This window comes from Bradyrhizobium sp. USDA 4506 (genome assembly GCF_054058795.1).
Genome location: NZ_JBSSBM010000002.1, coordinates 3,959,312 through 3,985,522 on the forward strand (window position 1 = coordinate 3,959,312; position 26,211 = coordinate 3,985,522).

Consider the following 26,211-nt stretch of genomic DNA (forward strand, 5'->3'; position numbering starts at 1 on the left):
GACCGCGGCATTAGTGCATCAACCGCCGATGATTCGCGACGAAATCCGCATCATGTGGCTACTGAGCGAGTCCGCCATGAACGGCAGCGCCAGCAGCAATGTGACGAAGATCGCGAGGATCTTCGGCACAAAAATCAGGGTCTGTTCCTGGATCTGCGTCAGCGCCTGGAACAGCGACACCACGACGCCGACCACGAGGCCGACCACCATCAGGGGCGACGACACCACCACGATGGTCCAGATCGCATCGCGCGCCACGTCGAGGGTTTCGGGGCCGGTCATTGTTGAGTTCTCGCTGTCAGTTGTTTGCACCGTCGTTCCGGGGCGATGCAACGCATCGAACCCGGAACCTCGAGATCTTTGATGTGCAATTGCACATCTGAGGCTCGATGCTGCGCATCGCCCCGGGATGGCGTCGCAAGCGACGTCAGATCGGCATCTTCATGATGTCTTCATAGGCCTGGATCACGCGGTCGCGCACCGAGACCAGCGTCGACACCGCAACGTCGGTGTCGGCGACCGCCGTCACCACATCCATCACGTTCGCCTTGCCCGAGGTCATCGCCATGGTCTGCGCGTCGGACTTCTTGCCCGCCTCCAGGACGCTGCCGACGGAGTCCTTCAGCAGCGCGCTGAAGGATGGGCCGGCGACGGCCTGCCCGGCCTTCTCGGCGCCGCCGCGCTCCATCATCTTGGCGAGGTTGGCGTAGGCGTTGGCGGCGACTGTCGGTGAAGCCATGATTTACGTTCCCTGTTCTTGTTGCGTCAGGACTTGAGGATGTCGAGCGTGCGCTGGATCATCCGCCGCGTCGCGCTGATGATGTTGAGGTTGGCCTCGTAGGAGCGCTGGGCGTCGCGCATGTCGGTCATTTCGACCATCGCATTGACGTTCGGATATTTGACGTTGCCCGAGGCGTCCGCCGCCGGATTGCCCGGCTCGTGCTTGACACGGAACGAAGACTGGTCGGGGCGGATCCGGCCCAGCGCCACGACCTGGGCGTCGAGCGTGCGATCGAGCGTGGAGGAGAAGGTCGGCACCTTGCGGCGGTAAGGGTCGCCGCCCGCGGTCTGCGCCGTCGAATCGGCATTGGCGATATTTTCCGAGATCACCCGCATGCGCCCCGCCTGCGCCCGCAGGCCTGAGGTCGCGATGCTCATCGAGCGGGCGAAATCGCTTGTTCCATCTGCCATGGGATCCTCCTGCCGCCGTCAGGCGGGCTACCCTTGCTCTAGCCCTTGCCGATCGCAGTCTTCAGCAGATGCAGGCTGCGGCTGTAGAGCGCGGTGACGGCCGCATAGTCCATCTGGTTGGCCGACACTTTCAGCATCTGCTCCTCGAGATTGACCGCGTTGCCGGCCGGACGGGTCTGGAACCCGCTCTTGCCGCGATCGTTGTCGAAGCTGTCGGGCGCGCCGGACGCCGCCATGTGGGTAGCGCTGGTCTGCATCATCGGCAGCGTCCCCACGCCGCCGCCAACCGTGGCGCCGGCCCGGTCGAACTTCGGCTCGACCAGGTCGCGCGGCCGGAAGTTCGGCGTGTCGGAATTGGAAATGTTCTCGGCGAGCACCCGCTGGCGCTCCTGGTGCCACTGCATCTTGGTGCGCAACGCCGACAGGATCGGGAGATCGTTCATGGCCATCGCCGCGGCTCCGTTAACCTCTGGGCTCTTCCGAGGTAGGCAGAATTTGCCCGGTGTATGGTTAACGGGTGGTTAAAATGCCGGACGGATCCGTGGAGAACGCCGCAACTGCAGCCTGCGAGCGCATTTTCGCCACGAATGCTGCGTTAACCAGCACAAACCAAGACAGTGTGGGGCACTGAGAAGTCGTTTTGGGACAAGCGATTCTTGGTTTATTAATAGAACAGTGGGCTGCAAGCCGCTGGGAATTAAGAAATAAGGCGAATCTCGGGCGCGATTCGCTGCGCAAACCGCACCTATCAATCCGCGCCCGTTGATGGCGAAAGCTGAGGAAGGCCAAGATGGCCGGGGACTCCAATATGCAGGTCATTACATTCGTCTTGGCATTCGTTGTCGTGCTGGCGCTGATCGGCGTGACCGCATGGCTCGTCCGCCGCTTCGCCGGAAACCGCCTCGGGGCCAACGCCAACCGAGGACGCATGCCGCGCCTGGCGGTGATCGACGCTGCCGCCGTCGACGGGCGGCGCCGCCTGGTGCTGGTCCGCCGCGACAATATCGAGCATCTCCTGATGATCGGCGGCCCCACCGATATCGTTGTCGAGCCGAATATCGTCCGCGCGATGCCCGCGCGCGATCAAATGTCGACCCGCCCCGCTGTCGCAGCCGATGCCGCGCCGCCGCGCGTGGCGCCGCTTCCGGATGCAGCCTGGAACGAGAGCGAAGCCGCCCGCTCCGACAATTTCGACCTTCCCGAGCCGGAGCTGCCGCCGCGTCAGACGCGGCCCTCCTTCGCCGACGAGCTGCGCCGGCCCCCGTCGCCGATCGCCGAGCGTCGCAGCGATCCGCTAGCGGGCTTCACGCCCGAACGCGGCGAGCCGCGGCCCGATCCGATGCCGCCACGCCTGCCGCCGCGCTCCGAGCCGGTCGTCCCGCGTCCGCCGCGCGGCGCCGCCGAGCCGCCGAAGGCGCCGCCACCGCTGCGCACAACCGAGCGCGCCGTGACGCCGCCGCCACCGCCTCCCCAGGCACCGCCGCCGGCTGCAACGCAGGCGCCTCCGGCTCCGCCGCCACCATCGAACGCCGACGCCAATCTCGCCGAGATGGCGCAACGGCTCGAAGCGGCGCTGCGCCGCCCGACCGGCGCCGGCGAGACCGTCGCGCCGCCGGTTGCGCCCGAGGCGCCGCCGGCGCGCCCGCAGCGCAGCGAGCCGCCCGCCCCGCCCGCCGGCGGACAGAAGAGCGGGTTCGAGAATCTCGAGGACGAGATGGCCTCGCTGCTCGGCCGACCGAAGAATCCTTCGTGAGGCCAGGGGCAGTCCCGCGTAGAGTTTTTTTCATCGCTGTCCTGATCGCCGCCGGATCCCTCGCTGATCCGGCGATGGCGCAGGATATCAGCATCAATCTCGGCGGCGGCAATGGCGGCGTGACCGAGCGCGCGATCCAGCTGATTGCGCTACTGACGGTGCTGTCGATCGCGCCGTCGATCCTGATCATGATGACGTCGTTCACGCGCATCGTGGTCGTGCTGTCGCTGCTGCGCACCGCGCTCGGCACCGCCACCGCGCCGCCGAACTCGGTGATGATCGCGCTTGCGATGTTCCTCACCGCCTTCGTGATGGGGCCGGTGCTGCAGAAATCCTATGACGACGGCATCAAGCCGCTGGTCGCCAACCAGATCGGCGTTGAGGACGCGTTGCAGCGCGCCTCGGTCCCCTTGCGCGGCTTCATGCAGAAGAACGTCCGCGAGAAGGATTTGAAGCTATTCATGGACCTCTCGGGCGAGCCGCCGCCGGCGACGCCGGAGGAGATGTCGCTGCGCATCCTGGTGCCGGCCTTCATGATCTCCGAGCTGAAACGCGCCTTCGAGATCGGCTTCCTCTTGTTCCTGCCGTTCCTGATCATCGACCTCGTGGTCGCCTCGGTCCTGATGTCGATGGGCATGATGATGCTGCCGCCGGTGGTGGTCTCGCTGCCGTTCAAGCTGATCTTCTTCGTGCTGGTCGACGGCTGGGCCCTGGTCGCCGGCAGCCTGGTGCAGAGTTACGGCGGGTAGCGCCCTGCGAAACATTCATGGCCGGTCAGCTGGATCGGCCACACCGTTGCACTATCATGCGCGGCACCGCATCCAGGGAGCCGCGCCGTGCAGCAGCCATTCGACCGCGCCGCAGAAGATCTCGGCAACGCCATCCATCTCGAGCATGTCAACGTGCAGGTGCCGGACCAGCGCCTCGCCACGCTGTTCTACGTCGCCGGCATCGGGCTGACCCGCGATCCCTATCTGATGGTCTCCGACAGCAACATGTGGGTGAATGTCGGCCGCAGCCAGTTTCATCTGCCGAGCGGCCGCCAGCAGGTGCTGCGCGGCCACACCGGCATCGTGATCGCCGGGCGGCAGGCCCTGCTGCAGCGGCTCGCCGCCGTCGCGCCCAAGCTCGAGGGCACCGCGTTCAGCTATCGCGAGCGCAATGATCACGTCGAGGCCATCTGCCCCTGGGGCAACCGCCTGCGCTGCTTCGAACCGGACGCCGAACGGTTCGGGCGCATCGCGCTTGGCATACCCTATGTCGAGTTCGAGGTGCCGCGCGGCACGGCTGAGGCGATCTGCAGGTTCTATCCTGAGATCATGGGCATCCCCGCCAGCGTCGTGAACGGCGACGGCGTCGTCGCGCGCGCAAAAGTCGGCAAGGATCAGTACCTGCAATTCCGCGAGAGCGACGCTGCGCAGGGCGAATTCGACGGCCATCACATCCAGATCTACATCACGGACTTCTCGGGCCCCTACCAGCGACTGCGCGAACGCAATCTGGTCTCCCGCGAAGACAATCAATACCAGTACCGCTTCTGCGATATCGTCGATCCGGCCGACGGCCGACATCTGTTCACCGTCGAGCACGAGGTGCGCAGCGCCACGCATCCGATGTTTCTGCGGCCGCTGGTCAATCGCAATCCGGCGCAGACCAACCGCACCTTCGCCAACGGCTATGACCAGGCGCCTTGGGCGATGGGGCCGGACCAGTATGACGGATGAGCGCGCGCTCTTCGGCGTCACGTCATGATCCGCAAATTCCAGCAAACGAGACGACATGCTTCCCTCCCAGCGCCATCTGTTCGAGATTCCACGCGAGGTCTGCTACCTGAATTCGGCGTCCTACAGCCCGCTGCCGCTGAAGACGCTCGATGCCGGCCGCGCGGCGGTGGGACGCAAGGGCCAGCCATGGACGATCGATCCCGGCTTCGCCGGCCGGCAGCATGAGCGCGCCCGTAGCGCGGCGGCCCGCCTGATCAATGCCGCACCTGACGATGTCGCGCTGATCCCCGCGATCAGCTACGGCGTCGCGACGGTGGCGAAGGCGCTGAGCATTCCGCGCGGCACCCGCGTCATCGTGCTGGAGAACGACCATTCCTCGCCGGTCCTCGAATGGCACGCCCGCGCCGAGGCGCAAGGGTTCGTCGTCGACACCGTGCGCCAGCCCGCCGACGGCGACTGGACATCGGCAGTGCTTGCAACGATCGAGCGGCCGGGCGCGCCGCCGGTCGGCCTCGCCTCGATCTCCTCGGTGCACTGGTCGGACGGCGGCATGATCGACGTCGACAAGGTGCAGGCCGCGCTTCGGCAGCACGGCGCAATGTTCGTGATCGACGCGACGCAGAGCGCGGGTGTCGTGGCGATGGACGTGACGAGGCTCGACCCCGACGCCGTGATGTTTCCGACCTACAAATGGCTGATCGGCCCCTACGGGCGCGCCTTCCTCTACATTGCAAAACGCCACCAGAACGGCGTGCCGCTGGAGCAGACCTCCAGCGGCCGCCGCAACGTGAACTCCGAGAATCCGGTCTATTTCGGCGATCTCGCCTATGTCGACAACGCCACGCGTTACGACATGGGCGAGCGCGATCATTTCATCACCCTGGAGATGGCCTCGATCGGCATCGAGATGATGGCGGAATGGGGCGCCGCGGCCGTCAGCGCGCGGCTCGCGATGCTGAACGAGCGGATCGCGGGCGGCGTGCGTGATCTCAAGCTCGATATGCTGGCGCGCGACCTACGTGCGCCGCACATCCTGAGCCTCGGCATGGCCGGCGGCATCCCGAAGGAGCTGATCGCGCGGCTCGCCGCCGAGAACATCCATGTCGCGCTGCGGCTTGGCCGGATGCGGATCTCGCCGCACGTTTTCAACGACGAGGCCGATGTCGATCGCCTCGTCGCGGTCTTGACCAAAGCGCTGCGCGGTTAGCCGGACTTGTGCCGCAGTCCGACGACGCCGAACAGTTCGATCGCCAGCGCGACGACCACTCCGGCCGCGCCGATCGCGAACAGCAGCGCATAGTCGCCGCCGCTGCGTGCGAACAGCCAGGACAGGCCGTAAGCGCCCGCCGCCTGGAACAGCGCGAAGGTCGTGGTGGCCTGCGCCCAGGCTGAACGCTGGCTCGCCGCGGAATGCGGGATCAGCTCGTGGATGCGGCCGATCACCAGCGGCACGATGCCGGGCGTGAAGCCGCCGACGATCAGGCTCGACGCGATCAGCGCAGCAGGCGAATTCGTCACGGCGGGCAGCGCAACCGCAACGGCCTCGATCAGGAACGCCGCGCGCAGCGCCGCGGCAAAGCCGGCGCGATCGGCGAGGTGTCCCGTGAGCAACGGTCCGATCACGGCGCCGATACCGTACAGCACCCAGTAATGCGATCCCGCCGCGATGCCCTGCCCGAGGCCGCGCGCGACGAAGTCGACCAGGAATACCATGTGCGGCACCAGCGCCAGCGCGTTGAGGCCATATTCCAGGCACAGCGCGATCACCAGCGGCGAGCGCAGGCCATGCGACGCGACGGGCTGCTCGACCACGCCACGCGCGGCAGGAGCTTCGGCGGGCCACGCCCTCCAGCTGATCAGTGTCAGCACCGCCGACAGCACGCCAAGGCCGTACCAGGCCTGCTTGACGCCCTGCTGCAGCAACAGCGGCACCAGTGTGCCGGATGCGGCGACGCCGAGGCCAACGCCGGCGAAGATCACGCCGCCGATCAGGCCGCGCTTGCTCGGCGCGGTATGCGGCAGGATCGCGGTTGCCGCCAGCACCATGATCACGCCGCCACTGACGCCGGCGAGAAAGCGGAAGCCGAAGAACCACACGAAGGAGATCGGCACCGCGCAGGCAAAGCAGGTGATCGCGGCGAGCACCATCATGCCGCGCAGCGCCCACACCGAGCCGATGCGCGCTCCGAGATCGCGGGCGATCAGCGCGCCGGCGAGATAGCCGGCAAGGTTGGCCGCACCGAGATAGACCGCTTCCGCCGGCGTGAACCACTTTGCGGCGATCAAAGCCGGGATCAGCGGCGTGTAGGCGAAGCGCGCCAGTCCGAGCCCGACCAGCGAGGCGCACAGCCCCGCGGCCGCGGACAGCCAAAACGGCCCGCCTGCATCGCGATACGGCGCGGCGTGATGATGGCGCGGCTGATGATTGACGTTGGCTGACATGAACATCGCAGTAGGCCCTCCGGCCGTTCGTGAAAAATGATTAGTTGCGATCGCAGCAATCGCTCGCAGCGATCACGGCTCACCTCTCCCGATCGGGAGAGGTGCACATTCGGTTTGGGGGAAGCCTTCAGCGGGAAGATTTGGACGCCGCAGCTGCAGCGAGCTTCTTGCGATAGTCCAGCGCGGGCAGCCCGCCCCAGCCCCAATTATCGGTATCGACTTCTTCGATGATGACGAAGGTCGACTCCATCGGCTTGCCAAGCACGTCACGCAGCAACTCGCTGGCGCCCTTGATCAATGCAGCCTTCTGCTCCGGCGTGGTGGACGACGCCCCCGGCGCCGTCCCCTCACGCGTGACCTGGATGGTGACGATAGGCATGGCACTCTCCGGATCGTGCTCGTTAATGACCGGCGCTCTGGCCACCGTCGACATGCAGGATCTCGCCGGTGACGAAGCCCGCGCCTTCCAGGAACAGCACGGCGTCGACGATGTCCTTGGCTTCACCCATGCGTCCGACCGGATGCTGCTTGGCGAGGAAGTCGTGCGTTGCCGGCGCGTGCATCGGTGTCCTGATCACACCGGGCGAGACCGCGTTCACGCGGATGCCCTTGGCGGCATATTCGATGGCGAGCGACTTGGTGGCGGCGTTCAGGCCGCCCTTGGTCAGCGAGGCCAGCACCGAGGGAACGTTGCTGTTGGCGTGATCGACGAGGCTGGTCGTGATCTGCACGATGTGTCCGGAGCCCTGCTTCTCCATCTCCCCGGCGGCGCGCCGGGTGATGTAGAAGAAGCCGTTGAGATTGGTCGCCAGCACCTGCGCGTAGTCCTGGTCGGTGTAGTCGGTGAACGGCTTGGCCAGGAAGATGCCGGCATTGTTGACCAGCGTGTCGATGCGGCCGAAGCGCCCGAGCGCCTGCTTGACGATGCGGTCGGCAACTTCGGGATCGCCGATGTCGCCGGCGACGGTCAGAACGTCGCTGTCGGTCGACGGCTTGATGCTGCGGGAATTGGCGACGACGCGCCAATTGCGGTCGCGATAGCCCTTGACGATGGCCTCGCCGAGGCCCTGCGACGCACCGGTGATGATGGCAACCTTCTGCTCTGCACCCATGATCTCTCTCCATCTGTTGCTGAAGCGACCCAGCGCCGCTTCGATGGAGAAGAAGCTAGATACATCCGCTTTCCGCGCGAATGTCCGCTATTCGGCAGACACTCTTCCGCGGCGCGAACGAATGGCGCCAGCCTTGCTGGCCTCGCGCGACAGCCGCTCGAAATAGCGTTTCAGCCGCGGCGTCGCGAAATCGACGAAGGCGCGCACCTTGGGCACGTCGAAGCGGCCCTGCGGCGCCAAAAGATGCACCGGCAGCGGCGGATGCTCGTCGCCGGGGAGCAGGATCTGCAACCGCCCGTCACGGATTTCGTCGGCGATGTGATACGAGAACAGCCGGGTGACGCCGTGTCCTTCGCTGGCGGAGGCCACCGCCGCGCGCACCGTGTTGACGACCAGCCGCGGCGTGAACTGGACCGCGCGCGCGATCTTCGACTTCGCGGCCGGCGGGAAGCTCCAGGAGTCGAGCCCGAAATGCGTCATGGCGATGATCTGGTGCTTCGTCAGATCACCCGGCTCGCTGATCAGCGGATGCTGCGCGAGATAGCCGGGCGATGCCGCCACCACGCGGCGCACCTCGCCGAGCTTGATCGCGATGAAACTGGAATCGGCGAGATGGGCGATGCGCAGCGCGACGTCGATCCCCTCGTCGATCAGATTGACGGTGCGATCGAGCATCACGAGCCGCACCGACACCGCCGGATAGTCCGTCATGAAGGCATCGAGCACCGGCCGCAGCAAATCCTCGCCGACCACGACGGGCGCGGTGACGGTCAGCGTGCCGCGCGGCACCGACCGCTCGCCACCCGCCGAGATGTCGGCTTCCTCGAGCTCGCTGAGGATACGACGGCATGCGGCTGCATAGCGCTGGCCGGCATCGCTCAGCTTCAGCGAGCGCGTCGTGCGATGTAGCAGCTCGGCGCCGACATAGTGCTCAAGGAAAGCGATCGCCCGGCTGACCGCCGCCGGCGAGCGCCGCAGTTTCCGGCCGGCACCGGCGAGGCTGCCCTCGTCGACCGCCGCAACGAAAACTTTCATGGCGTCGATGCGGTCCATGACGGCTCCTTCGCTGGAGACACCTTGGACGACATTGACGTCGATCTCTCACTTGTCGCCGAACTGTATCTTGCCGATGACATCGAAATTCGTCCCATTGGGCCGAAGTACAAAGAAATCTCCCATGGCGATCGATGGTTCAAGAACGATGTTTGAGATGTTGAGATCGTGGGTAATCATCACCAGGTTTGCGGAAGACCGATACTCAAGGATGTCTTGCAAGACCCGCTCCTGATCCGAATTCGCCTGGCTTTCGGACAACACACCTGGAGGCATCAGATATTGGACAGGCGCCGCGCGACCGAATGCAAGCTTCCCAGTGTCGATGCAACGGCAATACGGGCTGGTCAGGACCTCTCCGACCGCAATCCCGTGGGCACGGAACGCTTCGCCGATCCGCTTGGCTTGCTCAATGCCGCGGGCGGAAAGGTTTACTTCCTCGGAGCAGTTTCCGGGCGCGAGGTGCCCGATCCCTTCTCGCATATCGACGTGGGTATGGCGCAGCAGGACAACCATGCCGCCTCGCTTCAATGCCACCCAGGCCTGTTCGTCATCGCCAAAGGCGTGACCGGCCGAGATCGCCAGCGAACATGCCAAAGCGAGGAGGACCATTGCTATTCTGCTGCTCAAGACTGAAAGCATTGGTCGGGAATGCTTGGGTTCAACGAGCCCTTAGCGATACCATGGATTCGGTTGAATGATCGAGATCGGGAATGTCGCCGGTTGGCCCATGGCGTCAACATAGGCGTGGCTGCCTGGCGCCGCTCTCGGGGCAAGCGGCCACAGGCATTCGTCGATGCAGGCCTTAGTCGGCCTCCACGTCATACTGCTTGCTGAGATGGTCGCCGATCTGCACCAGCATCGCGACGCATTCGGGATAGCCGGGCCTCGCCACCGTGGCGTCATCGGCGCTGGCGCGAAACTCCCAGCTGTCGCCGTCGCGCAGCACGGAGATGTCGATGCCGTCGGGGCAGTCGGCATGGGCCTTCAACTCGGCCCGCGCCATCGCGATCAGTTCGGCTTCGGTCTTGATCGGCTTGCTCATGTAACGACGTCCTCCCGGCGCTGTGCAACGGACGCCATGGTTGCCGATTTGACGGCACGATGTCGAGAGCATCGCGTGCGATCACAACCAGTTGCAATTGACAAAATACTCGTCCCCGGCGAACATTTGGCAGGGTCGATACCACCCGCCGCTTGCACCCCGCCCGGGGACGGTGAAGGTATCAAGCCATGCTTCAGGCTTCCTTTGCCCGCACGAACGGGTCAGCAACGCAAGCCCCTGACGCTTTCCGTTCGTCGATGCAAAGGTTGATCCCATGCGCGACTTTCGTGATGCCAAGGCCATGGCTCAGACGCTGCGCGAAGCGCTCGGCGCCAAATCGATCCCCCTCACCCACAGCGACAGCCTGGAACTGATCGCCAAACTATTCGGCCAGCGCGACTGGAACACGCTGGCGGCACGGATACGGGCCGCCGGCGGATCCGCCGATGTGCTGCCTTCCGCTCAGCAATCGCCGCCGGACGTCATGCGGCAAGAGATCGCAGTCGCTGTGGCGGTGCTCGACCGCTATGCCGGCTTCTACCAGCTCAGCGAGCAGGCCGTCCTCAGTGTGATGCGCGAGGATCACCACTTGGCTGTACAGCTCACCGGGCAGCGTGCCGTACCGTTCTTTGCGGAGAGCCAGACCGAGTTTTTCGCCAGGGAGGTCGACGCGCAGATCAGCTTTGTCATCGCGGCTGACGGTCAGGCGACGTCACTGATCCTGCATCAAAATGGCGACAAGCCGATGCCGCGCATTGACGCTGCAAGTGCGAAACAGATTGCGGATCGCACCGCAGAGCGTGTGAAGAAACAGTCGCCGGCTCCAGGAACCGAGGCTGCGGTCCGCCGCCTGATCGAGGGGGTCGCATCGGGACAGCCCGACTATGCGGACATGACCCCTGCGCTCGCCGCGGCGACCCGCGAGCAATTGCCACACCTGCAGCCTTTCCTCGCCGACCTCGGCGCGATCGAAGCCACCCGCTTCCTCGGCGTCGGCGCGCAGGGCGAGGATGTCTACAGTGTGCGGCACGCCAACGGCGCCTCGCATTGGCGGATCGCGCTCGACGCCACCGGGATCATTTCGACCGCGTGGGTGTCTGCCGGGCCGTGAGACCCAGCGCGGCTACGGCGCCGCGCTGGCGCGGCGCTCGCCCTTGATCGCCGGCAGCGCGCTCACCGGCGCGACCTTTGGCTTGTCAGTCACCGATCCGGTCGCGACCGGATCGGGCAATGGCGCGCGGGCGGTGGCGTCGGGGAAGCGGGTCTTCATCTCGCGGATGAAGCCGTCGAGCGTGTCGACGCTGGCGGCCATTCGCGCGATCTGGGCGAATTCGGCGCTGGACGTCGCCACCGGCTTGCTGGCCGAGTCGAAGGCGAGCTTGTCGGCATCGCCGGACATCAGCGGCGCGTATTTCTCGCGGAACCGGGACAGCCCGATGGCGTCCTCGGCAAGCGCGTAGCCGACCACGGCGCGGATGATATCGGCCTTCTCGCCCGGATTGAGCGGGGTGAAGTCGCGCCAGCGGTCGCCATAATAGAGCTCGATCTGCTCGGACGCCTCGCGCCAGCGCCGCGACGCCCAATAGATGTCGGAGCGCAGCCGGATTGCCTCGCGGCCGGTGATGTTCGAGATGATGTCGAGCGCGAGATCGTGCCGGCCAACGTCGCTCTGCGCGCGCGCCTCGAGCAGCAGCCGCTGCTGGCGCAGCTCGCCGGAGAGATCCGCGATCCGCGTCGAGCGCAGCGCGGCAATGGCGCGGTCGGGCTTGCGGTTCATCAGATAGACCATCGCAAGGCGCGCCGCGACCTGGGCGCGGGCCGCGCCTTCAAGCCGCTTGTCGACCTGGTATTGCAGGAGGTCGGCGGCCTGGTCGAGCAGATCGACGCCGACCAGGCGGTCGGCGAGACGGCGGATCATCTCGTCGCCGCGGCGGCCGATCGGCGTCAGTTCGCGATATTCGTAGAAGGTGCCGAGCGCATCGATCGGCGACATCTCGTCGCCCCTGGGGCCGAGGTAGAGCTGCACGAACAAGGCCGAGGCGCCATCCTGCGCCTGGCGCGATTCCGGCGCATTCGGCTGCAGCCGGGTCGCCGCACGCGTCACCGCGAAGGCGTCGGCATAGCGCGCCGTCTCGGCGTAGATCTTCGACAGCACATACAGCGTCTTCAGCTCGATATTGTCGCCGCGCCACAGCATCGACAGCAGCTCGAGCTCCTTCAGCACATCGTCGCGGCCGATCTCGCCGCGCTTCTGCTTGAGCAGCGTCTCCAGCAACCTGCCTTCGGCGGCAGCCTGGCGATCGGCCGAATTGGCGGCGAAGCGATAGGCGTCGAGCGCATCCTTCTCCTGGCCGAGCGCCTCGGCCAGCCGGCCGCGCAGCACCGCAACCGCGGGCTTCAGTTCGCCGGGAACGCCGACTACGTCGAGATCGCTCTTGCGCCGCGCGGCGCCGGCATAGTCCTTGACCTCGAGCGAGGCCTTCATCGAGTCCATGGTGACGATGCGCTGCAAATCGGGCGGCAGCGTCGCCACCGCGAATTCGGCGTTTTTGAACTTCTCGCGCGCCTCGGCCCATTTGCCCTCGCGGGCGAAGGCGAGCCCCTTCCACAATTGGGAATCGTAGCCGTTGCCGATCACGGGATTGGCGAGATCCTTGAGGCCCTGCGCCGGGTGGCCGATCAGGATGCTGGCGACCGCGTGCACCATCACCACCGACGCCGTCTCGCTGCCGCGCTTGCTCTCGGACAGGATCAGATTGGCGACACCATGGGCTTCCTGGTACATGCCGCGCGCCATGTAGAAGTCGGCGAGATCGAGCCGCGCCTGCGGCAGCTGCTCGGCATTGGCCGACGCGGTCGCCGCAATCAGGCCGTCGAGCTGCTTGAGGAACGTGTCTGACTGGTTCTTGCGCCACTCGTCCGGATCGAACAACGGCTTCACCGCCGCGGTCGCGCGCTCGGCGGCGACGTCGGCCGATGACAGCGTCAGGCCGCCCGGCCGGCCCAGCATCACCTTGTCGGCGCCGACCTCGGCCTTGACGTCGTCCGCGTTCGGATGAACCACGACGCCGTGGATCGATTCCAGCAGCGAGAGCTCGACGAAATCCTGCCGCTTGATGATGCCGCGGGTCGGCGGCGGCGCGGTCACCACCCAGAGCGTATCGCCGGCGTCGGGATCGACCAGTCTGTGCAGCTGGCCGGGATTGGCGAGCGGTACGCTGACATTGGCGAGCGAGGGCTCCGAGATGTTGCGCACCACGGTGAGCGGCAATGGCGGCTTCTGCACGCGGTCGGCAAAGGTCAGCGTCCAGCTCACGCCGCGCGAGCGGTCGTCGCTTTCGAGCGACGGCATCTGCGGCCGGTTGAGGCGGAAGCGCACCGCCTGGCCTTTCTCCAGCGCGATCCGGCTGACATCTGATATCAGCGAGCCGGCCTTGGCGCGGACCGGATCGACGTCGATTGCCTCAGCCGTGTCGAACACCATCCAAACCGTGTCGGCGCGGCGGAACAGCGCCGCCGGCGTCGCGCCGGGGAATGAGAACGTCACGCGCAGGCCGTCGCTGTCGCGCTGGGCCTCGACCGCGGGCTTGCCGCCGGCACGGGCCTCCGCAGCGGGCGGCGATGGCGCCGCAGCCGCCTCCGGCGCTTCCATCGCCGGCGCGGCGGCGACAGCAGGCACCGGCCGTGGTGCGTCGGTCACGGGCGCCGTGTTCTGTTCCGCCGCAGAGCCGGCACCACCGTCGTGCGGCGGGGTCGGCGCAGCAGCGTTCTCGGCGTTGGCCGCAGGTGCCGCCGCGATTTTCGGCAGCTCGGGATCGGACGGTTCCGATCGGGGCTGCTCCGTATTGGCGGGCGCGGCCGCCGGTTGCTCGCTCGTGGCTTGCTCCGGCTTGAGCGGCTCGGAGCGCAGCGGTTCGGACTTGGCAGGCTCGGACTTCGGCGGTTCGGTTTTGGACTGTTCAGGCTTGATCTCGATCTTGGCCTGCTGGGCGATGCTTTCCGACGTCACCGGCGCGATCGCCGCGGCGCCTTTCGGTTTGGCGCGCGGCGTCGGCAACATTGAGCTCAGCGAGGGCTTTGCCGCCTGCTGCTCGTTCTGCTGGAAGGCGACGTCGACGATGTAGTTCTTCTCGTCGCGGAACGAATGCACGTCGACATCGCCCATCAGCGACACGTCGACTGCCGACGTGTCCGTGTCGGCGCGCGCGCTGATCGACGCGACATTCGGTGGGGCGGCGACCTTGGCATCGGCAAGGTCGAAGGTCAGGACCGAGTTGAAGGACAGTGTCAACTTCTGCTCGTTCAGCACCGAGGAGACACTGACCCCGTCGGGCACATCGAACACGAAACGGACGAAGGTGGGTTGTACCAGCGCGCGAACCCGCACCGGCGGCTTCTTCTTGGCGGCGTCGGCGGCACGCTGCATGCGCAGCAGGCGCTCGGCGGCGCGGGCGCGCTCGGCAAGCTCGCGGATCACCTCCTGCGGCAGCGACGGCGGCGGGCCGGTCCAGCTGTCGGGCAGGAAGTCGATGAAGATGCGCTCGCCGGCGGTCATGGTGTTGATGGAGACGCGGCGCGCCAGCGACAGACGGATCGCCGAGCCGTCGGGATCGCGGCGCGCGGCGCCGACATAATCGGGCACCGCATCCTGCAGTTTCTCGACGGGGATATCGACCGGACGTTTGAAGCGGATCACGATGATCGAGCCGGCGGTCGTGACCTCCGACTCGACATCCTCCTTCAGCTTCAGCACCAGCCGGGCATAGCCGTTCGCGGCAGAGAATGTCGCCTCACCTGGCACCGCGTCTTCGGCCCGCGCCGCAGTCGGATAGGTAAGGGTTGTAAGCGCAAGGGCGGTGGCAAGCAGGCACAGACGCGCGGTCCGCGCCCAGGCGCGGCCTAGCGACCATGTTCCAGCGGCAGCCGTTCGCGCCATCTCGAAACGTTTTCTCGGGACCCCAGCCATACCAAGCGCGAAGCGCCCTCGCCCACGCTTCCCGATCTTGGATCGGGCGGCGTTAAGGAGCTGTTAACGTCAACGGATTGTTTCGGACCGGCCCCTGCCACGGAATGACTGTGTACTATAGTTGACAAATCGACCGCGTTGTGTATGATAATACACCTGATCCAGGTCGTTCAGACCGACGCTTTTGCGCACTGGCTCAACTCGCTAGCCGACATAAAAGCGGTCGCCCGGATCGGCGCACGCATCCGGCGTCTCGAACTCGGAAATCCAGGCGATGTGAAATCGGTGGGCGAAGGCGTGAGCGAGATGCGGATCGATTACGGCCCCGGCTACCGGGTATATTTCACGCGTCGAGGCAAAACCATCGTGCTCCTGCTCTGCGGTGGCGACAAGCGAACCCAAAGCAAGGACGTCAAGGCGGCCCAGACGATGGTGAAGGAGATTTGAGATGCCGCTCAAGACGACCAAGTTCGATATCAAGGATCATCTGAAGACGCTAGAGCAGCAGATCGCCTATCTCGAAGCGGCGCTGGAAGAGGACGATCCCTCGTTCATCGCGACAGCTATCGGCGACATCGCCAGAGCTCGCGGCGTATCGCAGTTTTCGCGCGAAACTGGCTTGAGCCGCGAAGTGATCTACAAGTCATTCCGGCCCGGCGGCAATCCGACTATTGAAACCCTGAACAAGGCGACAAAAGCGCTCGGTTTGAAGCTGAAGCTTGTTCCGAGCGCCGCCTAGCTGCGCAGATCGCGGCGCGCGCTATCCTCGCAGAATTGGAGTCAGCCAGGGGCCCGCTGCGCGGCTGTGACCGGACAGGAATTGGCCTTGCAACGAGCCTTACTCCGCGCTGCCGGGTACCGTGCGCAAATACGCCACGATGGCATCGAGGTCATCTGAACTGATCCGTGCGTAGTAGTGGTATCCCATCGGTCGACCGAGACGGCTGCCGTCGCGGCTGACACCGTCGGTGATCGCACGCTTGATCTCGTCGTCACTCCATGCGCCGATCCCATTGGTCTTGTTCTGCGTGATGTTGCGTGAAACCGAGATACCCCACGGCCCGGAGAATTTGACGCCACCCGCGCCAAGACTGCTCTTGTATTCTCGTCCCCTCGGTCCAATCGGCGTATGGCACGCCATGCAATGCGCGATCGTGACGAGATAGAATCCCTTCTGCACCTTGTCGCTCATCATCGGTTCGGCGAATGGGTTCTCGCCGCCCGGCGGAACGTTCTCGACTTGAGGCACCTTGTAGATCGGATCGGGCACCTTGTTGTGGACCGGCGTGATCGTACGCAAATATGCGACGACCGCGTCGAGATCATTTTCCGTCAGGATGTGATAGAAGCTGGTCGGCATGATCATCGCGGTATGCACGCCCTTTGGGGTTTGCCCGGTCCGCAGCAGTTTCTTGATATCGGCGTCGCTCCAGCTTCCGATGCCTGTTTCCTTGTCTTGCGTGATGTTGGCGGCATGCACTGTGAACGGCGGCTCGTCCCAGTATCCCCCGCCCGAGAACGCCTTCTCCAAAACATCGCCGTTCGGTCCTTTGGGCGTGTGGCAATTGCCGCAAGCCAGAATGCCGTTGACAAGGTAATCGCCCCGCTTGACGAGTTCGGGTTGGGCCCATGCCAGATTGGCGGTGGCGATGACGACAAGCATCATGAACAGGCTACGCATATTGGTTTCCTCGAAATTTCTTGGTGATGAAAAATTCAATTTCTGATCGGGCGCAGCTTCGCGCCCGGCACAAGAGCATTCAATCAATCAACTCAAGCGGCGGTCCATGCGATCGCAATCGCGGAAGGCTCCAAAACAGCGAAGTCACGCTGGCCTTCCTCACGCCAATGCTAGACCCGCATCAAGCACTTTGGCAATGTCCGCGATGGCTCGGTTGCAATGGCCTTGGCGCCGCCAGCGTTGTTCTGCGCCCTTGCTCCCGCGCCAATGGCAACGCGACTGATTTATCGCGGCGGTGGATGCTCCGCCGAATCAAAGCCCAGCAGCCCAGCACTGGACACTCCCCGCGATGTTACGGAGGTCCGCGTGAGGTGCTCCGAACTCAGACCGTCGCGACCTCTCGCTCGCCATGCGCCGCTTGCCGCGTCTGCATGCTCTCCCGGACCAGCAACCAGCAGAACAGGATGATGACCGGAGAACCAAAAGGCAGCGGCTTCACGACCGACAGCTGATAGAGGACAGGTAGGTAGAAGACCATCGGCGCGAGAAACGTCACGCCAAGGACCATTTTCGACCAGGCCGGAAAGCCGACCCTCAACCATTCGCTGAGCATCCAGGCCAGCGGCAGCGCCATGATGAGCATGTCGTAGAACAGGCAGAACGGCGTAATCAGGAGGCAGGTGAGCACGATGATCGAGCGTTCAGTCGCAGCACTGATCTTCTGACGCAACATCCAGACCAGCACACACGTCATGCCCAGCGCCACGAGGCCGTGAATGATAAAGGCCGTGTTGACGCCGGCGCCGAGCAGGCGCGCTGTCGCGTACACGCTCTGCAGCAATGAAAACTCGACGTCGCCGTTCTCCAGAGCCTGACGGGCCGAGTGAGAGACGTCGAGGAAGTTGAGCCATGTATCGAGGCCGAACAGCAGCGCGGACAGCACGACGAGCGAAATCGACGACAGGCCTGCCCAGATCAGCGTCCGCCAGCGACCTGTGACGATCAGGGCGATCGGCACGGCCAGCGCCAAATGCGGCTTGATCACCATCAGCCCGAGGATCGCGCCCGCGAGCTTCGGCCTCCGGTCCATGATGTTGAGACCGCACCCAAGGATCGATGCCGTCAGAAAGGCGTTCTGCCCCGCCACGGCATTAAGATAGACCGGCGCATAGGCAAGGATCGCGACCAGGCACCAAGGCGTTCGCAAGATACGCCAGATCACCGCGGCGAACGACGCCGCCGTCATACCAATGAACACGAACAGCGAGGCGAAATACGGCGCGAGCGCGAGCGGCACGCACAAAAGCAGCATCGTCGGCGGATAGAAGAACGCCTCGTAGCCCTCTCGCAGGTATGGAGCTTCCGCGAGCAGATGCAATTCGGGCACATAAACCTCGGCGGGATGCCCGGCCAACACCTGGAGCGACGCGGCCCAGAAGGTCAAAAAGTCCGAGCCGAGCAGAAAGTTATTCGCGCCATAGCCGCCATCGCGGTAAAACAGCAAAAGCGACCTCGCAAGGGTCAGCACCAGCACAATTGCGATGCCACTCACGTATAATCGGGCGCGCGGCGCGGTGAGCCATGGCATGTCTTTCAGCATTGGCAATTCCCAAAACACCACCTTGAGACATAGCGACTTCAATTCCAGAATGACAAATCGGTTGCAACTTAACGCTACCGTTTAAGGCTACCATAACCGGCGTACACTTCTCGGCGTCGATAGGCGTTTGGCTTCGCGGAGACCTCGTCGAGCCCACACCATCGGAGGAGGCGAACATCCGCGTCTGCCAGCCGGCACATGGCGCTGCAGCGCCTCCGGACGGCGCCGGCTTCGGCCTTTGCACGAGAGGATTAACCTCGATCCACCGGGCATCCGCGGAACTTCCAGCGATTAACCCAACGCCGCAGGGAGATCGGCCACTCGCTTGCGCCACCGCCAGTTGCGGTATACAACCGCTTGCATTTCAAGCAATTCTTAGTTTCTGGCAGTTTCATGAACGGATTTGGAATGGTGCGCGCCCGTGCGGAGCGCAGCGGATACGACCGTGCATTGGCCATTGCCTGCCTCATCGTGTTGGGCTTTACGCTGTACTGCGTGTTACCGAAAGTCGTTGACGGTACCGGCGCGACCGGGCTCGACTTTTCGTGCTTTTGGAGCGCGGGGAAAATGGCCCTCGATGGCCATGCCGCCACCGCCTACGATTGGCCGCGGTTGCGGCAAGCGATCATTCAAATACATCCCAGCTTGAACGACGCTCCGTTCCCCGTTTACGAAGTACCGATACCGTTTTTCTACCCGCCGTTTTTTCTCTTTGCGGCGGCACTGCTGGCACTATTGCCGTTTCCGACCGCGTTCTGGATCTGGAGCACCGCAAAGCTGCTGTGCTGGGCGCTCGTTGTTTCCGCCATCCGGCCGCGCTTCGCCGTACTGCTGCTGGCATTCGCCGTGCCGGCCGTCCTGTACGATTTCATCGTCGGCCAAAGCTCCTTGCTGGCGGCATCGCTGCTCGGCGCGATTCTGCTGACGCTGGACCGGCGTCCGATCGTCAGCGGCTTCCTGATCGCGCTGCTGATCTTCAAGCCGCAATATGGCGTCCTGCTTCCCCTCGTTTTGATAGCTACTGGACGCTGGACCGTCTTCATCACAGCCAGTTTGGTGACACCGGTGCTCTTGCTGCTTACCGGGCTTACCTTCGGCTGGGACACTTTTGAGGGGTTCCGTGAGGCCGCCGTCTTCGCAACGACGCAGTTCCATCTCACCGGCACGCTGGCTTGGTACAAACTGCAGAGCGTCTACGGCGTGCTTCGGTTTGCCGGTTTTGGCTATGGATCGGCCATGGCACTGCACGTCGCGGTCGCTGCGGCAGCCGCGACGTGGACGCTGATCATATGGCGCCGCAACGTCAGCTTCGCCGTCAAGGCCGCGTGCCTGCTCGTCGCGACCCTGCTCGTCTCTCCCTACTTCGCGATCTACGATACGGCGCTACTGGCTCTCGCGATCATCTTTCTCATGAACGCGCCCATGGCCGAACATGGCGCGCTTCTCTCGAATCGCTCCGAACTACGGATCGGGTTCGGCGTGCTTGTCCTGGCGGGGTTTACCTACCCGGTCGCGCTCGTGCCCGTCGGTCCGTTCATGTGCGCGACCCTCGTCGCGATGATATGGATGCGATGCAGGCAACCCGGTGTTAAGTCGGATCTGGCTTACGGCTGACCAGGCCACCGCCAATTGGCGGACTTTCCGATAGCTCCCATCAATTCGTCTTCGGCGTGAGCATCTTGCCTTCGATCTTGGGAAGATCGTCGGTCGAGGCCGACTTGTCGCCGCCGGCACGGCGGGCGAGTTCGACCGTGAGCCGTTCGGCGGCTTCCGGCTGCATCAGGCCGAGGATGTCGGACATCTTGCGCGGCTGGATCTGCGAGGCGATCTGGTAGAGCACATTCATTTCCAGGCGATCGAACACCTTCGCGGCGTCCTTCGGCTTCATGTTCTCGTACATGGTGACGATGCCCTTGAAGCGCGCGGCATCGGCTTCCGCCTTTGCCGCGGCATCGGCATTCGTCTTGGCATCATTGGCCTTGGCCTCCTCGACCTTGGCCTCGATGCGCTTCTCGGCGGCCTTCAGCAGGCTTTCGCGGATCTCGACCTCGCGCGCACGCGTCTCGAGCTCCCGGCGGCGCGCCTGCAGCCGCTCCAGGATCGCGCGCTCGGATGCCGACACTTGCGGCGGCGCATCCAGGTTGACGACGACGCCATCGGGCTTGGACGGCTCCGCGGCCGGTGCGGCCGGCTTCGGCGCCTCGTCCTTCTTGGCGTCCTTGTGCTCGACCGATCCCGTGATGTCGCCGGGATCGGCCTTGATCTTGCTGTCAACCACCGCCTTGCCGGCGCCGGGGAAGTTGAAATTCTGTTGCGCCCAAGATGGGCCAGCCGGGCCGGCCGGCGGCGTATCGTCGGCGAACACGTAACCGCCATCGAGCACGAGGCCGGCGACCTTCAGCACCATCAGGCCGAAGATCGCGACCAGCACCACGGGCATCACTCTGATGTCACGAAGCAACTTCATGCAGCGAGACCGCCGGCCCTCCTGCGCTCGGTGAAGGCTTCAGCCGCCGCGACAACCGCGTGCGCGGCCGAGACCCTGGGCGCCGGCGCCACTGGCGCGGCTGCTTGCGCCGGTGCCTGCGCGGGCTCGGACGGCCGCGCGGCCATCGCGATCTTGGACAGGCGGCGCACCACGTGGTCACCCTCCGCCAGCTGGTTCTTCAGCAGCGCCGACATCTGCGTCGCCGCATCGAGCTGATTGCCGAGGTTCTCGTTGACGTCGCGCACCGCGTGCTTCAACCCGCCGATCGCCCGCTCGGCGATCTCGGTCGCGGTGATCAGTTCGGCGATCGTCGCCTTCAGCGAATGTTCGTCGGCCTTCAGCCGCTGCAGCCGCTTGTTGAGCAGCCAGCAATAGCCGATCGTCAGCATCAGCAGCACGGCTACCAGACTCTCGATTGCTAGTCCAAGCACATGACTCATGGTGCCTCCATCATCTTGGTCCGCTCGTCCGCCTTCTCGAACATCGCGAAGGTGGTTTGGGGTTTACGCAAATTCTTGGTGACGCGGATCGCGACACGGTCGCCGACCCGGCCCATGCGCCCTTCCGTCAGGGTGACGTTGCCGCAGCGCACCGAGACCAGCGCGTCGGAGCGGATATCCAGCGGAAGGGTGTCTCCGACCTTGAGCTTCATCAGCTCCTTCAGCGGAATGTCCGCTTCATAGAGCACCGCGTCGACCGAGATCTCGGCCTGCGCCACTTCGGTGGCGAAATGGCCTTCCCAGATCGGGTCGCGACCGAATTTTTCGCCCATGAACATCTGCAACAGCACGTTGCGGATCGGTTCGATGGTGGCGTAGGGCAGCAGCAATTCGACATTGCCGCCGCGGTCTTCCATGTCGATGCGCAGACGCACCAGGATCGCGGCATTGGCCGGGCGGCTGATCGCGGCAAAGCGCGGGTTGGTCTCGAGCCGGTCGATCGTGAAGGTCACCGGCGACAGCGGCCGGAACGCCTGCTCGGCATCCGACAGCACCACCTCAACCAGGCGCTTGACGAGGTTGGTCTCGATCGTGGTGTAGGGCCGGCCCTCGATGCGCAGCTGGGTCTGGCCGCGGCGGCCGCCGAGCAGCACGTCGATCATCGAATAGATCAGGCTGGAATCGACGGTAGCGAGCCCGAAGTTCTCCCACTCCTCCGCCTTGAACACCGAGAGCACCGCCGGCAGCGGGATCGAGTTCATGTAGTCGCCGAAGCGCACCGAGGTGATGCGGTCGAGCGAGACCTCGACGTTGTCGGAGGTGAAATTGCGCAAGCTGGTCGTCATCAACCGCACCAGGCGGTCGAACACGATTTCGAGCATCGGCAGACGCTCGTAGGACACCATCGCGGAATCGATGATGGCGCGAATGCCGGAATGGTCGTCGAGGCTGACATCGCCGACCGTAAAGCCGAGGAGATTGTCGATCTCCTCCTGCGACAGCACGCGCTCGCCATTGGTGCTCTTGCTGCCGAAGTCGCGGCTGCCGTCCTCGACCATGGCGGCCCATTGCAGCGCCATGTTTTCGGTGAGCTCGTTCTTGGCCGCTTCCGCCGCGGCCGCCGCGGGATCCTCGGAATCGAGCGAGGCTTCCCACTGCGCCGCAATGGCGTCCTGGTCCATCTGGTCGTTGCCGGCCATGGCTTTACATCCACCCCGTCACTGGATCACGACTTCCTTGAACAGCACCGCGTTGACCTGGTTGGGTGCCAGCGCGAGATTGACGCGCTTGGTCAGCTCTTCCTTGAGGCGGAACAGGCCGGCCGAGCCGTTGAGGTCGCTCGGGCGCAGCTCGCGCATGTAGGTCTGGAACAGGTCGGTGACGCGCGGCAGCGCCGGCTTGATCGCCTCGACCTGTTTCTCTTCCTTGACCTCGAGCACGAGCTTCAGCTTGAGATATTGCACGCGCTCGCCGGGCGCGCCGACCAGATTGACCAGCATGTCCGGCACGTCGACGAAGCTCGGCGGCTTCGGCGGCGGCGCTTCGGCGTGCTGCTCCTCGCCGTGGCCGCGCATGAAGAAGAACCAGCCGCCGGCGCCCGCGCCGAGCACGACCAGGAAGCCGACGACGGCAATGATCAGCTTGAGCTTGCCCTTCGTCGGAGCGGCCGCGCCCTCGCCGCTGTCCGTCTTTTCCTCGTCCGCCATCGTCCGCCCGCTTCACTCTGAAGGATGCGAACGCGATTTGCCCCAGCCTTGGCCTGAAGACGCGATACAAATGCCGCCGGCGCACACGCGCCCCAATGCCGGCAACACTGGGGTCATAATGGTTAACGGAAGCTTAGGATTTACCTTCCACTAGGAAAAAACTGCCGGGCAAACATGGTCAACAAGACCTTTCTGCCGCCCTACCGGGCCTCCAGACAAACACCTAAGTCATTCAAATATTTGAATATTCTAAGTTGGCACGGCTTTCGCTGAGAGGACGGCGTAACCCGCGGGTTTGGGAGAACCCAATGGTTACCGACGGTCCGGCGTGAAGGTTTGGGAGAACCTGCATTCGGATCACCTCACAGGGGAGAACCACCGATGCAGAATACGCTTCTGGTCGGCCTATCGAAGCAGATGGTGCTGGAACGGCAGATGGATGTCGTCTCCAACAACATCGCGAACATGAACACCAACGGCTACAAGGCCGACCGGTCGCTGTTCCAGGAATATCTGTCCTCGAACGCACATGAGGACAATTTCGCCTCCTCCGACCGCCGCGTCTCCTTCGTGCAGGACCGCGCGACCTTCCACGATTTCTCGCAGGGTCCGACCGAAGAGACCAAGAACCCGCTCGACGTCGCGATCGACGGCAATGCCTTCCTGGTGGTGCAGACGCCGGGTGGCGAGCGCTATACCCGCGAAGGCAGCCTGCAGATCAACAATCGCGGCCAGCTGGTCACCGCCTCGGGCTATCAGGTGCTCGGCACCGCCGGCCCGATCACCTTCCAGCAGACCGACCACGACGTCTCGATCGCCGCCGACGGCAACATCACCGTGCTCGAGGGCACCTCCCGCCTCGACTCGATCCGCGGCAAGCTGCGCCTCGTCTCGTTCGCGCAGGCCCAGCGCCTGCTGAAGGAAGGCTCCAACCTCTACGCGCCGGGCGAAGGCACGCAGGCGCTGCCGGACACCAAGGCCCAGATCCGCCAGGGCTTCATCGAGAAGTCGAACGTCAATTCCGTCGTCGAGATGAGCCGCATGATCGAGATCACGCGGACCTACACCCAAATCGCCTCGCTGCTGCAGCAGCAGAGCGACCTGCACAAATCGGCGATCGAGAAACTCGCCGACGTGCCGAACTGATCGGGGGGATTGACCGATGCGCGCACTTTATACAGCTGCGACCGGAATGGCGGCACAGGAACTCAGCGTTCAGGTGATCTCCAACAACATCGCGAACCTGCGCACCACCGGCTACAAGAAGCAGCGCGCCGCGTTCCAGGACCTGATCTACGATCATGTGCGCCGGGTCGGCGCGCAGGCCTCCGATCAGAACACCATCATACCGATGGGCATCGACCTCGGCGGCGGCGTCAAGACCGTCGGCACGCCGCGCATGATGACCCAGGGCACGCTGTCGCCGACCGGCAACGATCTCGACATCGCGATCCGCGGTGAAGGCTTCTTCAAGATCCTGATGCCGGACGGCACCTTCACCTACACCCGCGACGGCTCGTTCCAGATGGACAATCAGGGCCGCATCGTCAACGCGCAGGGCAATTTGCTGCAGCCGACGATCACGATCCCGCAGAACGCATCCGGCCTCACCATCAATGCGCAAGGCCAGGTCTCGGTGACGCTGCCGGGCCAGACCGCATCGACCAACATCGGCCAGATCGGCCTGACCCGATTCATCAACAAGGCCGGCCTGATGCCGATCGGCGACAATCTGTTCCAGGAAACGCCGGCCTCCGGCCAGCCGCAGGACGGCACCGCCAACACCGACGGCTATGGCGACATGCAGCAGAGCAACCTCGAACAGGCCAATGTCGAGGTGGTCTCGGAAATCTCCGACCTGATCGCCGCACAGCGCGCCTATGAGATGAACTCGAAGGTGGTCTCCGCCGCCGACCAGATGATGCAGTCGACCTCCAACCTGTTCCGCTGAGGATGATGTCGATGATCGCCCGCTCACTCCTGATCGCAGCTGCGCTCCTCGCCGTCACCGTGGCACCGTCCGCCGCGCAAAGCCGCCGCGAGACCATCGCGGTGCCGATGCTGCGCGCCAGCATCACGGTCGCCGACGACATCGTGCGGGTCGGCGACCTCATCGACAACGCCGGCAGCGCCGGCAGCGTCGCGGTCTACCGCGCTCCGGACCTCGGCACGACAGGCACGCTGCCGGTCGCGCAGGTGCTGAACGTGTTGCGCTCGCACCAGGTGATCGGCGTCGATACCCGCGAGCTGAAGGAGATCACCGTCACCCGGCTGGCACGCACCATCGACAGCAAGGAGATCGAGCAGCAGGTGTCGCGCGCGCTGGAGGGCCGCCACGGGCTCGGCAGGGCCGGCAACATCGCGCTGACCTTCGACCGCGATCCCGGCGACATCCGCCTCGAGGCCACCAATACCGGCGCGATGCAGCCGATCGCCGTGCGCTACGACCCGCGCTCGACGCGTTTCGACCTGACCTTCGAGATCGGCAACGACGCCGGCGCCGCGCCGTCGAAGCTGCGCTTCACCGGAACCGCGATCGAAACTATCGAGGCCGCCGTGCTGACGCGCAATGTCGAGCGCGGCGACGTGTTGAAGGCCTCCGACGTGATCGTCGAACGCCGTCCGAAAGCCGAAATCGGCAACGACGCGGCGGTGCGCGACAGCGCCGTCGGCATGCAGGTCCGCCGCCAGCTCCGCCCCGGCCAGGCGCTGCGCGTCGCCGACCTCGCGAAGCCCGATCTCGTCACCCGCGACCAGAACGTCACGCTGATCTACCGCACCGCCGGCCTTTACCTCACGATCCGCGGCAAGGCGATGGATGGCGGCGCCGAGGGCGACACCGTCAGCGTGATGAATCTGCAGTCCAAGCGTGCCGTCTCCGGCGTCGTCACCGGCCGCGGTGAGGTCTCGATCTCGGTCGCGACCCCGCGCCCGGCGCCGACCGCCGACGCCACCGAATCCAATTCCGCTTCCGTCAAGCTGAGTTCAGTCGCACCAAACGCCGAGTAAA

The 26,211-nt window shown here is 64.8% G+C and carries 28 protein-coding genes; 11 read left to right on the forward strand and 17 right to left on the reverse strand.

Annotated elements, in window-relative coordinates:
* Positions 1 to 18: 18 nt before the first annotated feature.
* From fliQ to flgB, 4 genes are all read right to left on the reverse strand, one after another.
* On the reverse strand, positions 19 to 282 hold the full coding sequence (gene fliQ / locus ACVIHF_RS21060) for a flagellar biosynthesis protein FliQ (protein WP_016844766.1): 264 nt from the start codon (positions 280 to 282) through the stop codon (positions 19 to 21).
* Positions 283 to 427: 145 nt separating this feature from the next.
* Entirely contained in the window at positions 428 to 739 is a 312-nt protein-coding gene (fliE, locus tag ACVIHF_RS21065) for a flagellar hook-basal body complex protein FliE (protein ID WP_057018333.1), read from the reverse strand.
* Positions 740 to 765: 26 nt separating this feature from the next.
* A complete protein-coding gene (flgC, locus tag ACVIHF_RS21070; RefSeq protein ID WP_018272466.1) occupies positions 766 to 1,191 on the reverse strand; it encodes a flagellar basal body rod protein FlgC in 426 nt (141 codons plus the stop codon).
* Positions 1,192 to 1,229: 38 nt separating this feature from the next.
* Positions 1,230 to 1,640 carry a flagellar basal body rod protein FlgB gene (flgB, locus tag ACVIHF_RS21075; RefSeq protein ID WP_456792446.1) on the reverse strand — a complete coding sequence of 137 codons (411 nt, stop codon included), beginning with the start codon at positions 1,638 to 1,640 and terminating at the stop codon, positions 1,230 to 1,232.
* 359 nt (positions 1,641 to 1,999) lie between these two features.
* Here flgB and ACVIHF_RS21080 point away from each other — a divergent pair, with 359 nt between their 5' ends.
* From ACVIHF_RS21080 to ACVIHF_RS21095, 4 genes are all read left to right on the forward strand, one after another.
* Complete coding sequence (locus ACVIHF_RS21080; protein WP_310880131.1) at positions 2,000 to 2,944, forward strand: flagellar biosynthetic protein FliO; 945 nt, start codon at positions 2,000 to 2,002, stop codon at positions 2,942 to 2,944.
* Positions 2,941 to 3,693 carry a flagellar type III secretion system pore protein FliP gene (gene fliP / locus ACVIHF_RS21085; protein WP_063709685.1) on the forward strand — a complete coding sequence of 251 codons (753 nt, stop codon included), beginning with the start codon at positions 2,941 to 2,943 and terminating at the stop codon, positions 3,691 to 3,693. Before ACVIHF_RS21080 ends, fliP begins: the two co-directional genes overlap by 4 nt.
* A gap of 87 nt (positions 3,694 to 3,780) precedes the next feature.
* On the forward strand, positions 3,781 to 4,668 hold the full coding sequence (locus ACVIHF_RS21090; protein ID WP_253607882.1) for a hypothetical protein: 888 nt from the start codon (positions 3,781 to 3,783) through the stop codon (positions 4,666 to 4,668).
* A gap of 55 nt (positions 4,669 to 4,723) precedes the next feature.
* Positions 4,724 to 5,875 (forward strand): aminotransferase class V-fold PLP-dependent enzyme, encoded by a 1,152-nt coding sequence (locus ACVIHF_RS21095; RefSeq protein ID WP_456792447.1) that lies wholly within the window; start codon positions 4,724 to 4,726, stop codon positions 5,873 to 5,875.
* On the opposite strand, the gene ACVIHF_RS21100 is transcribed toward ACVIHF_RS21095, so the two are convergent.
* From ACVIHF_RS21100 to ACVIHF_RS21125, 6 genes are all read right to left on the reverse strand, one after another.
* Positions 5,872 to 7,116: a YbfB/YjiJ family MFS transporter gene (locus ACVIHF_RS21100; RefSeq protein ID WP_456792448.1), complete on the reverse strand. Its 1,245-nt coding sequence runs from the start codon at positions 7,114 to 7,116 to the stop codon at positions 5,872 to 5,874. The two genes, ACVIHF_RS21095 and ACVIHF_RS21100, sit on opposite strands and share 4 nt — an antisense overlap.
* A gap of 121 nt (positions 7,117 to 7,237) precedes the next feature.
* Complete coding sequence (locus ACVIHF_RS21105) at positions 7,238 to 7,489, reverse strand: tautomerase family protein (RefSeq protein ID WP_038385470.1); 252 nt, start codon at positions 7,487 to 7,489, stop codon at positions 7,238 to 7,240.
* A gap of 22 nt (positions 7,490 to 7,511) precedes the next feature.
* Entirely contained in the window at positions 7,512 to 8,222 is a 711-nt protein-coding gene (locus ACVIHF_RS21110; protein WP_456780233.1) for an SDR family NAD(P)-dependent oxidoreductase, read from the reverse strand.
* A gap of 87 nt (positions 8,223 to 8,309) precedes the next feature.
* Positions 8,310 to 9,275 (reverse strand): LysR family transcriptional regulator, encoded by a 966-nt coding sequence (locus ACVIHF_RS21115; RefSeq protein WP_253607878.1) that lies wholly within the window; start codon positions 9,273 to 9,275, stop codon positions 8,310 to 8,312.
* 48 nt (positions 9,276 to 9,323) lie between these two features.
* Positions 9,324 to 9,887 carry a histidine phosphatase family protein gene (locus ACVIHF_RS21120; protein WP_456792449.1) on the reverse strand — a complete coding sequence of 188 codons (564 nt, stop codon included), beginning with the start codon at positions 9,885 to 9,887 and terminating at the stop codon, positions 9,324 to 9,326.
* Between the two features lie 193 nt (positions 9,888 to 10,080).
* The gene (locus tag ACVIHF_RS21125; RefSeq protein WP_253607876.1) at positions 10,081 to 10,320 is read right to left on the reverse strand and encodes a hypothetical protein; all 240 of its coding nucleotides are present in this window, start codon (positions 10,318 to 10,320) and stop codon (positions 10,081 to 10,083) included.
* A 274-nt stretch (positions 10,321 to 10,594) separates the two neighbouring features.
* Between ACVIHF_RS21125 and ACVIHF_RS21130 the strand changes: the two genes are divergently transcribed.
* On the forward strand, positions 10,595 to 11,431 hold the full coding sequence (locus tag ACVIHF_RS21130; protein ID WP_253607875.1) for a glyoxalase superfamily protein: 837 nt from the start codon (positions 10,595 to 10,597) through the stop codon (positions 11,429 to 11,431).
* 12 nt (positions 11,432 to 11,443) lie between these two features.
* Here the strand turns inward: ACVIHF_RS21130 and ACVIHF_RS21135 are convergent, their stop codons facing one another.
* Positions 11,444 to 15,256: a tetratricopeptide repeat protein gene (locus ACVIHF_RS21135; protein WP_456792450.1), complete on the reverse strand. Its 3,813-nt coding sequence runs from the start codon at positions 15,254 to 15,256 to the stop codon at positions 11,444 to 11,446.
* A 174-nt stretch (positions 15,257 to 15,430) separates the two neighbouring features.
* Between ACVIHF_RS21135 and ACVIHF_RS21140 the strand changes: the two genes are divergently transcribed.
* Both ACVIHF_RS21140 and ACVIHF_RS21145 read left to right on the forward strand, forming a co-directional pair.
* Positions 15,431 to 15,733: a type II toxin-antitoxin system RelE/ParE family toxin gene (locus ACVIHF_RS21140; RefSeq protein ID WP_456780230.1), complete on the forward strand. Its 303-nt coding sequence runs from the start codon at positions 15,431 to 15,433 to the stop codon at positions 15,731 to 15,733.
* Between the two features lies 1 nt (position 15,734).
* Positions 15,735 to 16,025, forward strand: coding sequence for an addiction module antidote protein (locus ACVIHF_RS21145; RefSeq protein ID WP_028339801.1), 291 nt, complete (start codon positions 15,735 to 15,737; stop codon positions 16,023 to 16,025).
* Positions 16,026 to 16,124: 99 nt separating this feature from the next.
* Here the strand turns inward: ACVIHF_RS21145 and ACVIHF_RS21150 are convergent, their stop codons facing one another.
* Both ACVIHF_RS21150 and ACVIHF_RS21155 read right to left on the reverse strand, forming a co-directional pair.
* A complete protein-coding gene (locus tag ACVIHF_RS21150) occupies positions 16,125 to 16,967 on the reverse strand; it encodes a c-type cytochrome (protein WP_456792451.1) in 843 nt (280 codons plus the stop codon).
* Between the two features lie 382 nt (positions 16,968 to 17,349).
* Positions 17,350 to 18,567, reverse strand: coding sequence for a glycosyltransferase family 87 protein (locus ACVIHF_RS21155; RefSeq protein ID WP_316397389.1), 1,218 nt, complete (start codon positions 18,565 to 18,567; stop codon positions 17,350 to 17,352).
* Between the two features lie 408 nt (positions 18,568 to 18,975).
* Here ACVIHF_RS21155 and ACVIHF_RS21160 point away from each other — a divergent pair, with 408 nt between their 5' ends.
* Positions 18,976 to 20,181, forward strand: coding sequence for a glycosyltransferase family 87 protein (locus ACVIHF_RS21160; protein ID WP_456792452.1), 1,206 nt, complete (start codon positions 18,976 to 18,978; stop codon positions 20,179 to 20,181).
* Between the two features lie 40 nt (positions 20,182 to 20,221).
* Here the strand turns inward: ACVIHF_RS21160 and ACVIHF_RS21165 are convergent, their stop codons facing one another.
* The 4 genes from ACVIHF_RS21165 to fliL are packed head-to-tail and all read right to left on the reverse strand — an operon-like array spanning position 20,222 to position 23,201.
* Entirely contained in the window at positions 20,222 to 21,034 is an 813-nt protein-coding gene (locus tag ACVIHF_RS21165; protein ID WP_456792453.1) for a MotE family protein, read from the reverse strand.
* Complete coding sequence (locus ACVIHF_RS21170; RefSeq protein WP_456792454.1) at positions 21,031 to 21,495, reverse strand: DUF6468 domain-containing protein; 465 nt, start codon at positions 21,493 to 21,495, stop codon at positions 21,031 to 21,033. Before ACVIHF_RS21170 ends, ACVIHF_RS21165 begins: the two co-directional genes overlap by 4 nt.
* The gene (gene fliM / locus ACVIHF_RS21175; RefSeq protein WP_057018625.1) at positions 21,492 to 22,694 is read right to left on the reverse strand and encodes a flagellar motor switch protein FliM; all 1,203 of its coding nucleotides are present in this window, start codon (positions 22,692 to 22,694) and stop codon (positions 21,492 to 21,494) included. Before fliM ends, ACVIHF_RS21170 begins: the two co-directional genes overlap by 4 nt.
* An 18-nt stretch (positions 22,695 to 22,712) precedes the next feature.
* Positions 22,713 to 23,201, reverse strand: a complete 489-nt coding sequence (gene fliL, locus ACVIHF_RS21180; protein ID WP_456792455.1) for a flagellar basal body-associated protein FliL — start codon at positions 23,199 to 23,201, stop codon at positions 22,713 to 22,715.
* A gap of 381 nt (positions 23,202 to 23,582) precedes the next feature.
* On the opposite strand from fliL, the gene flgF reads away from it, so the two are divergent.
* The 3 genes from flgF to flgA are packed head-to-tail and all read left to right on the forward strand — an operon-like array spanning position 23,583 to position 26,210.
* The gene (flgF, locus tag ACVIHF_RS21185; protein WP_016846737.1) at positions 23,583 to 24,347 is read left to right on the forward strand and encodes a flagellar basal-body rod protein FlgF; all 765 of its coding nucleotides are present in this window, start codon (positions 23,583 to 23,585) and stop codon (positions 24,345 to 24,347) included.
* Between the two features lie 16 nt (positions 24,348 to 24,363).
* On the forward strand, positions 24,364 to 25,152 hold the full coding sequence (gene flgG / locus ACVIHF_RS21190; protein WP_076825657.1) for a flagellar basal-body rod protein FlgG: 789 nt from the start codon (positions 24,364 to 24,366) through the stop codon (positions 25,150 to 25,152).
* A gap of 2 nt (positions 25,153 to 25,154) precedes the next feature.
* The gene (gene flgA / locus ACVIHF_RS21195) at positions 25,155 to 26,210 is read left to right on the forward strand and encodes a flagellar basal body P-ring formation chaperone FlgA (protein ID WP_456792456.1); all 1,056 of its coding nucleotides are present in this window, start codon (positions 25,155 to 25,157) and stop codon (positions 26,208 to 26,210) included.
* Position 26,211: the final 1 nt, after the last annotated feature.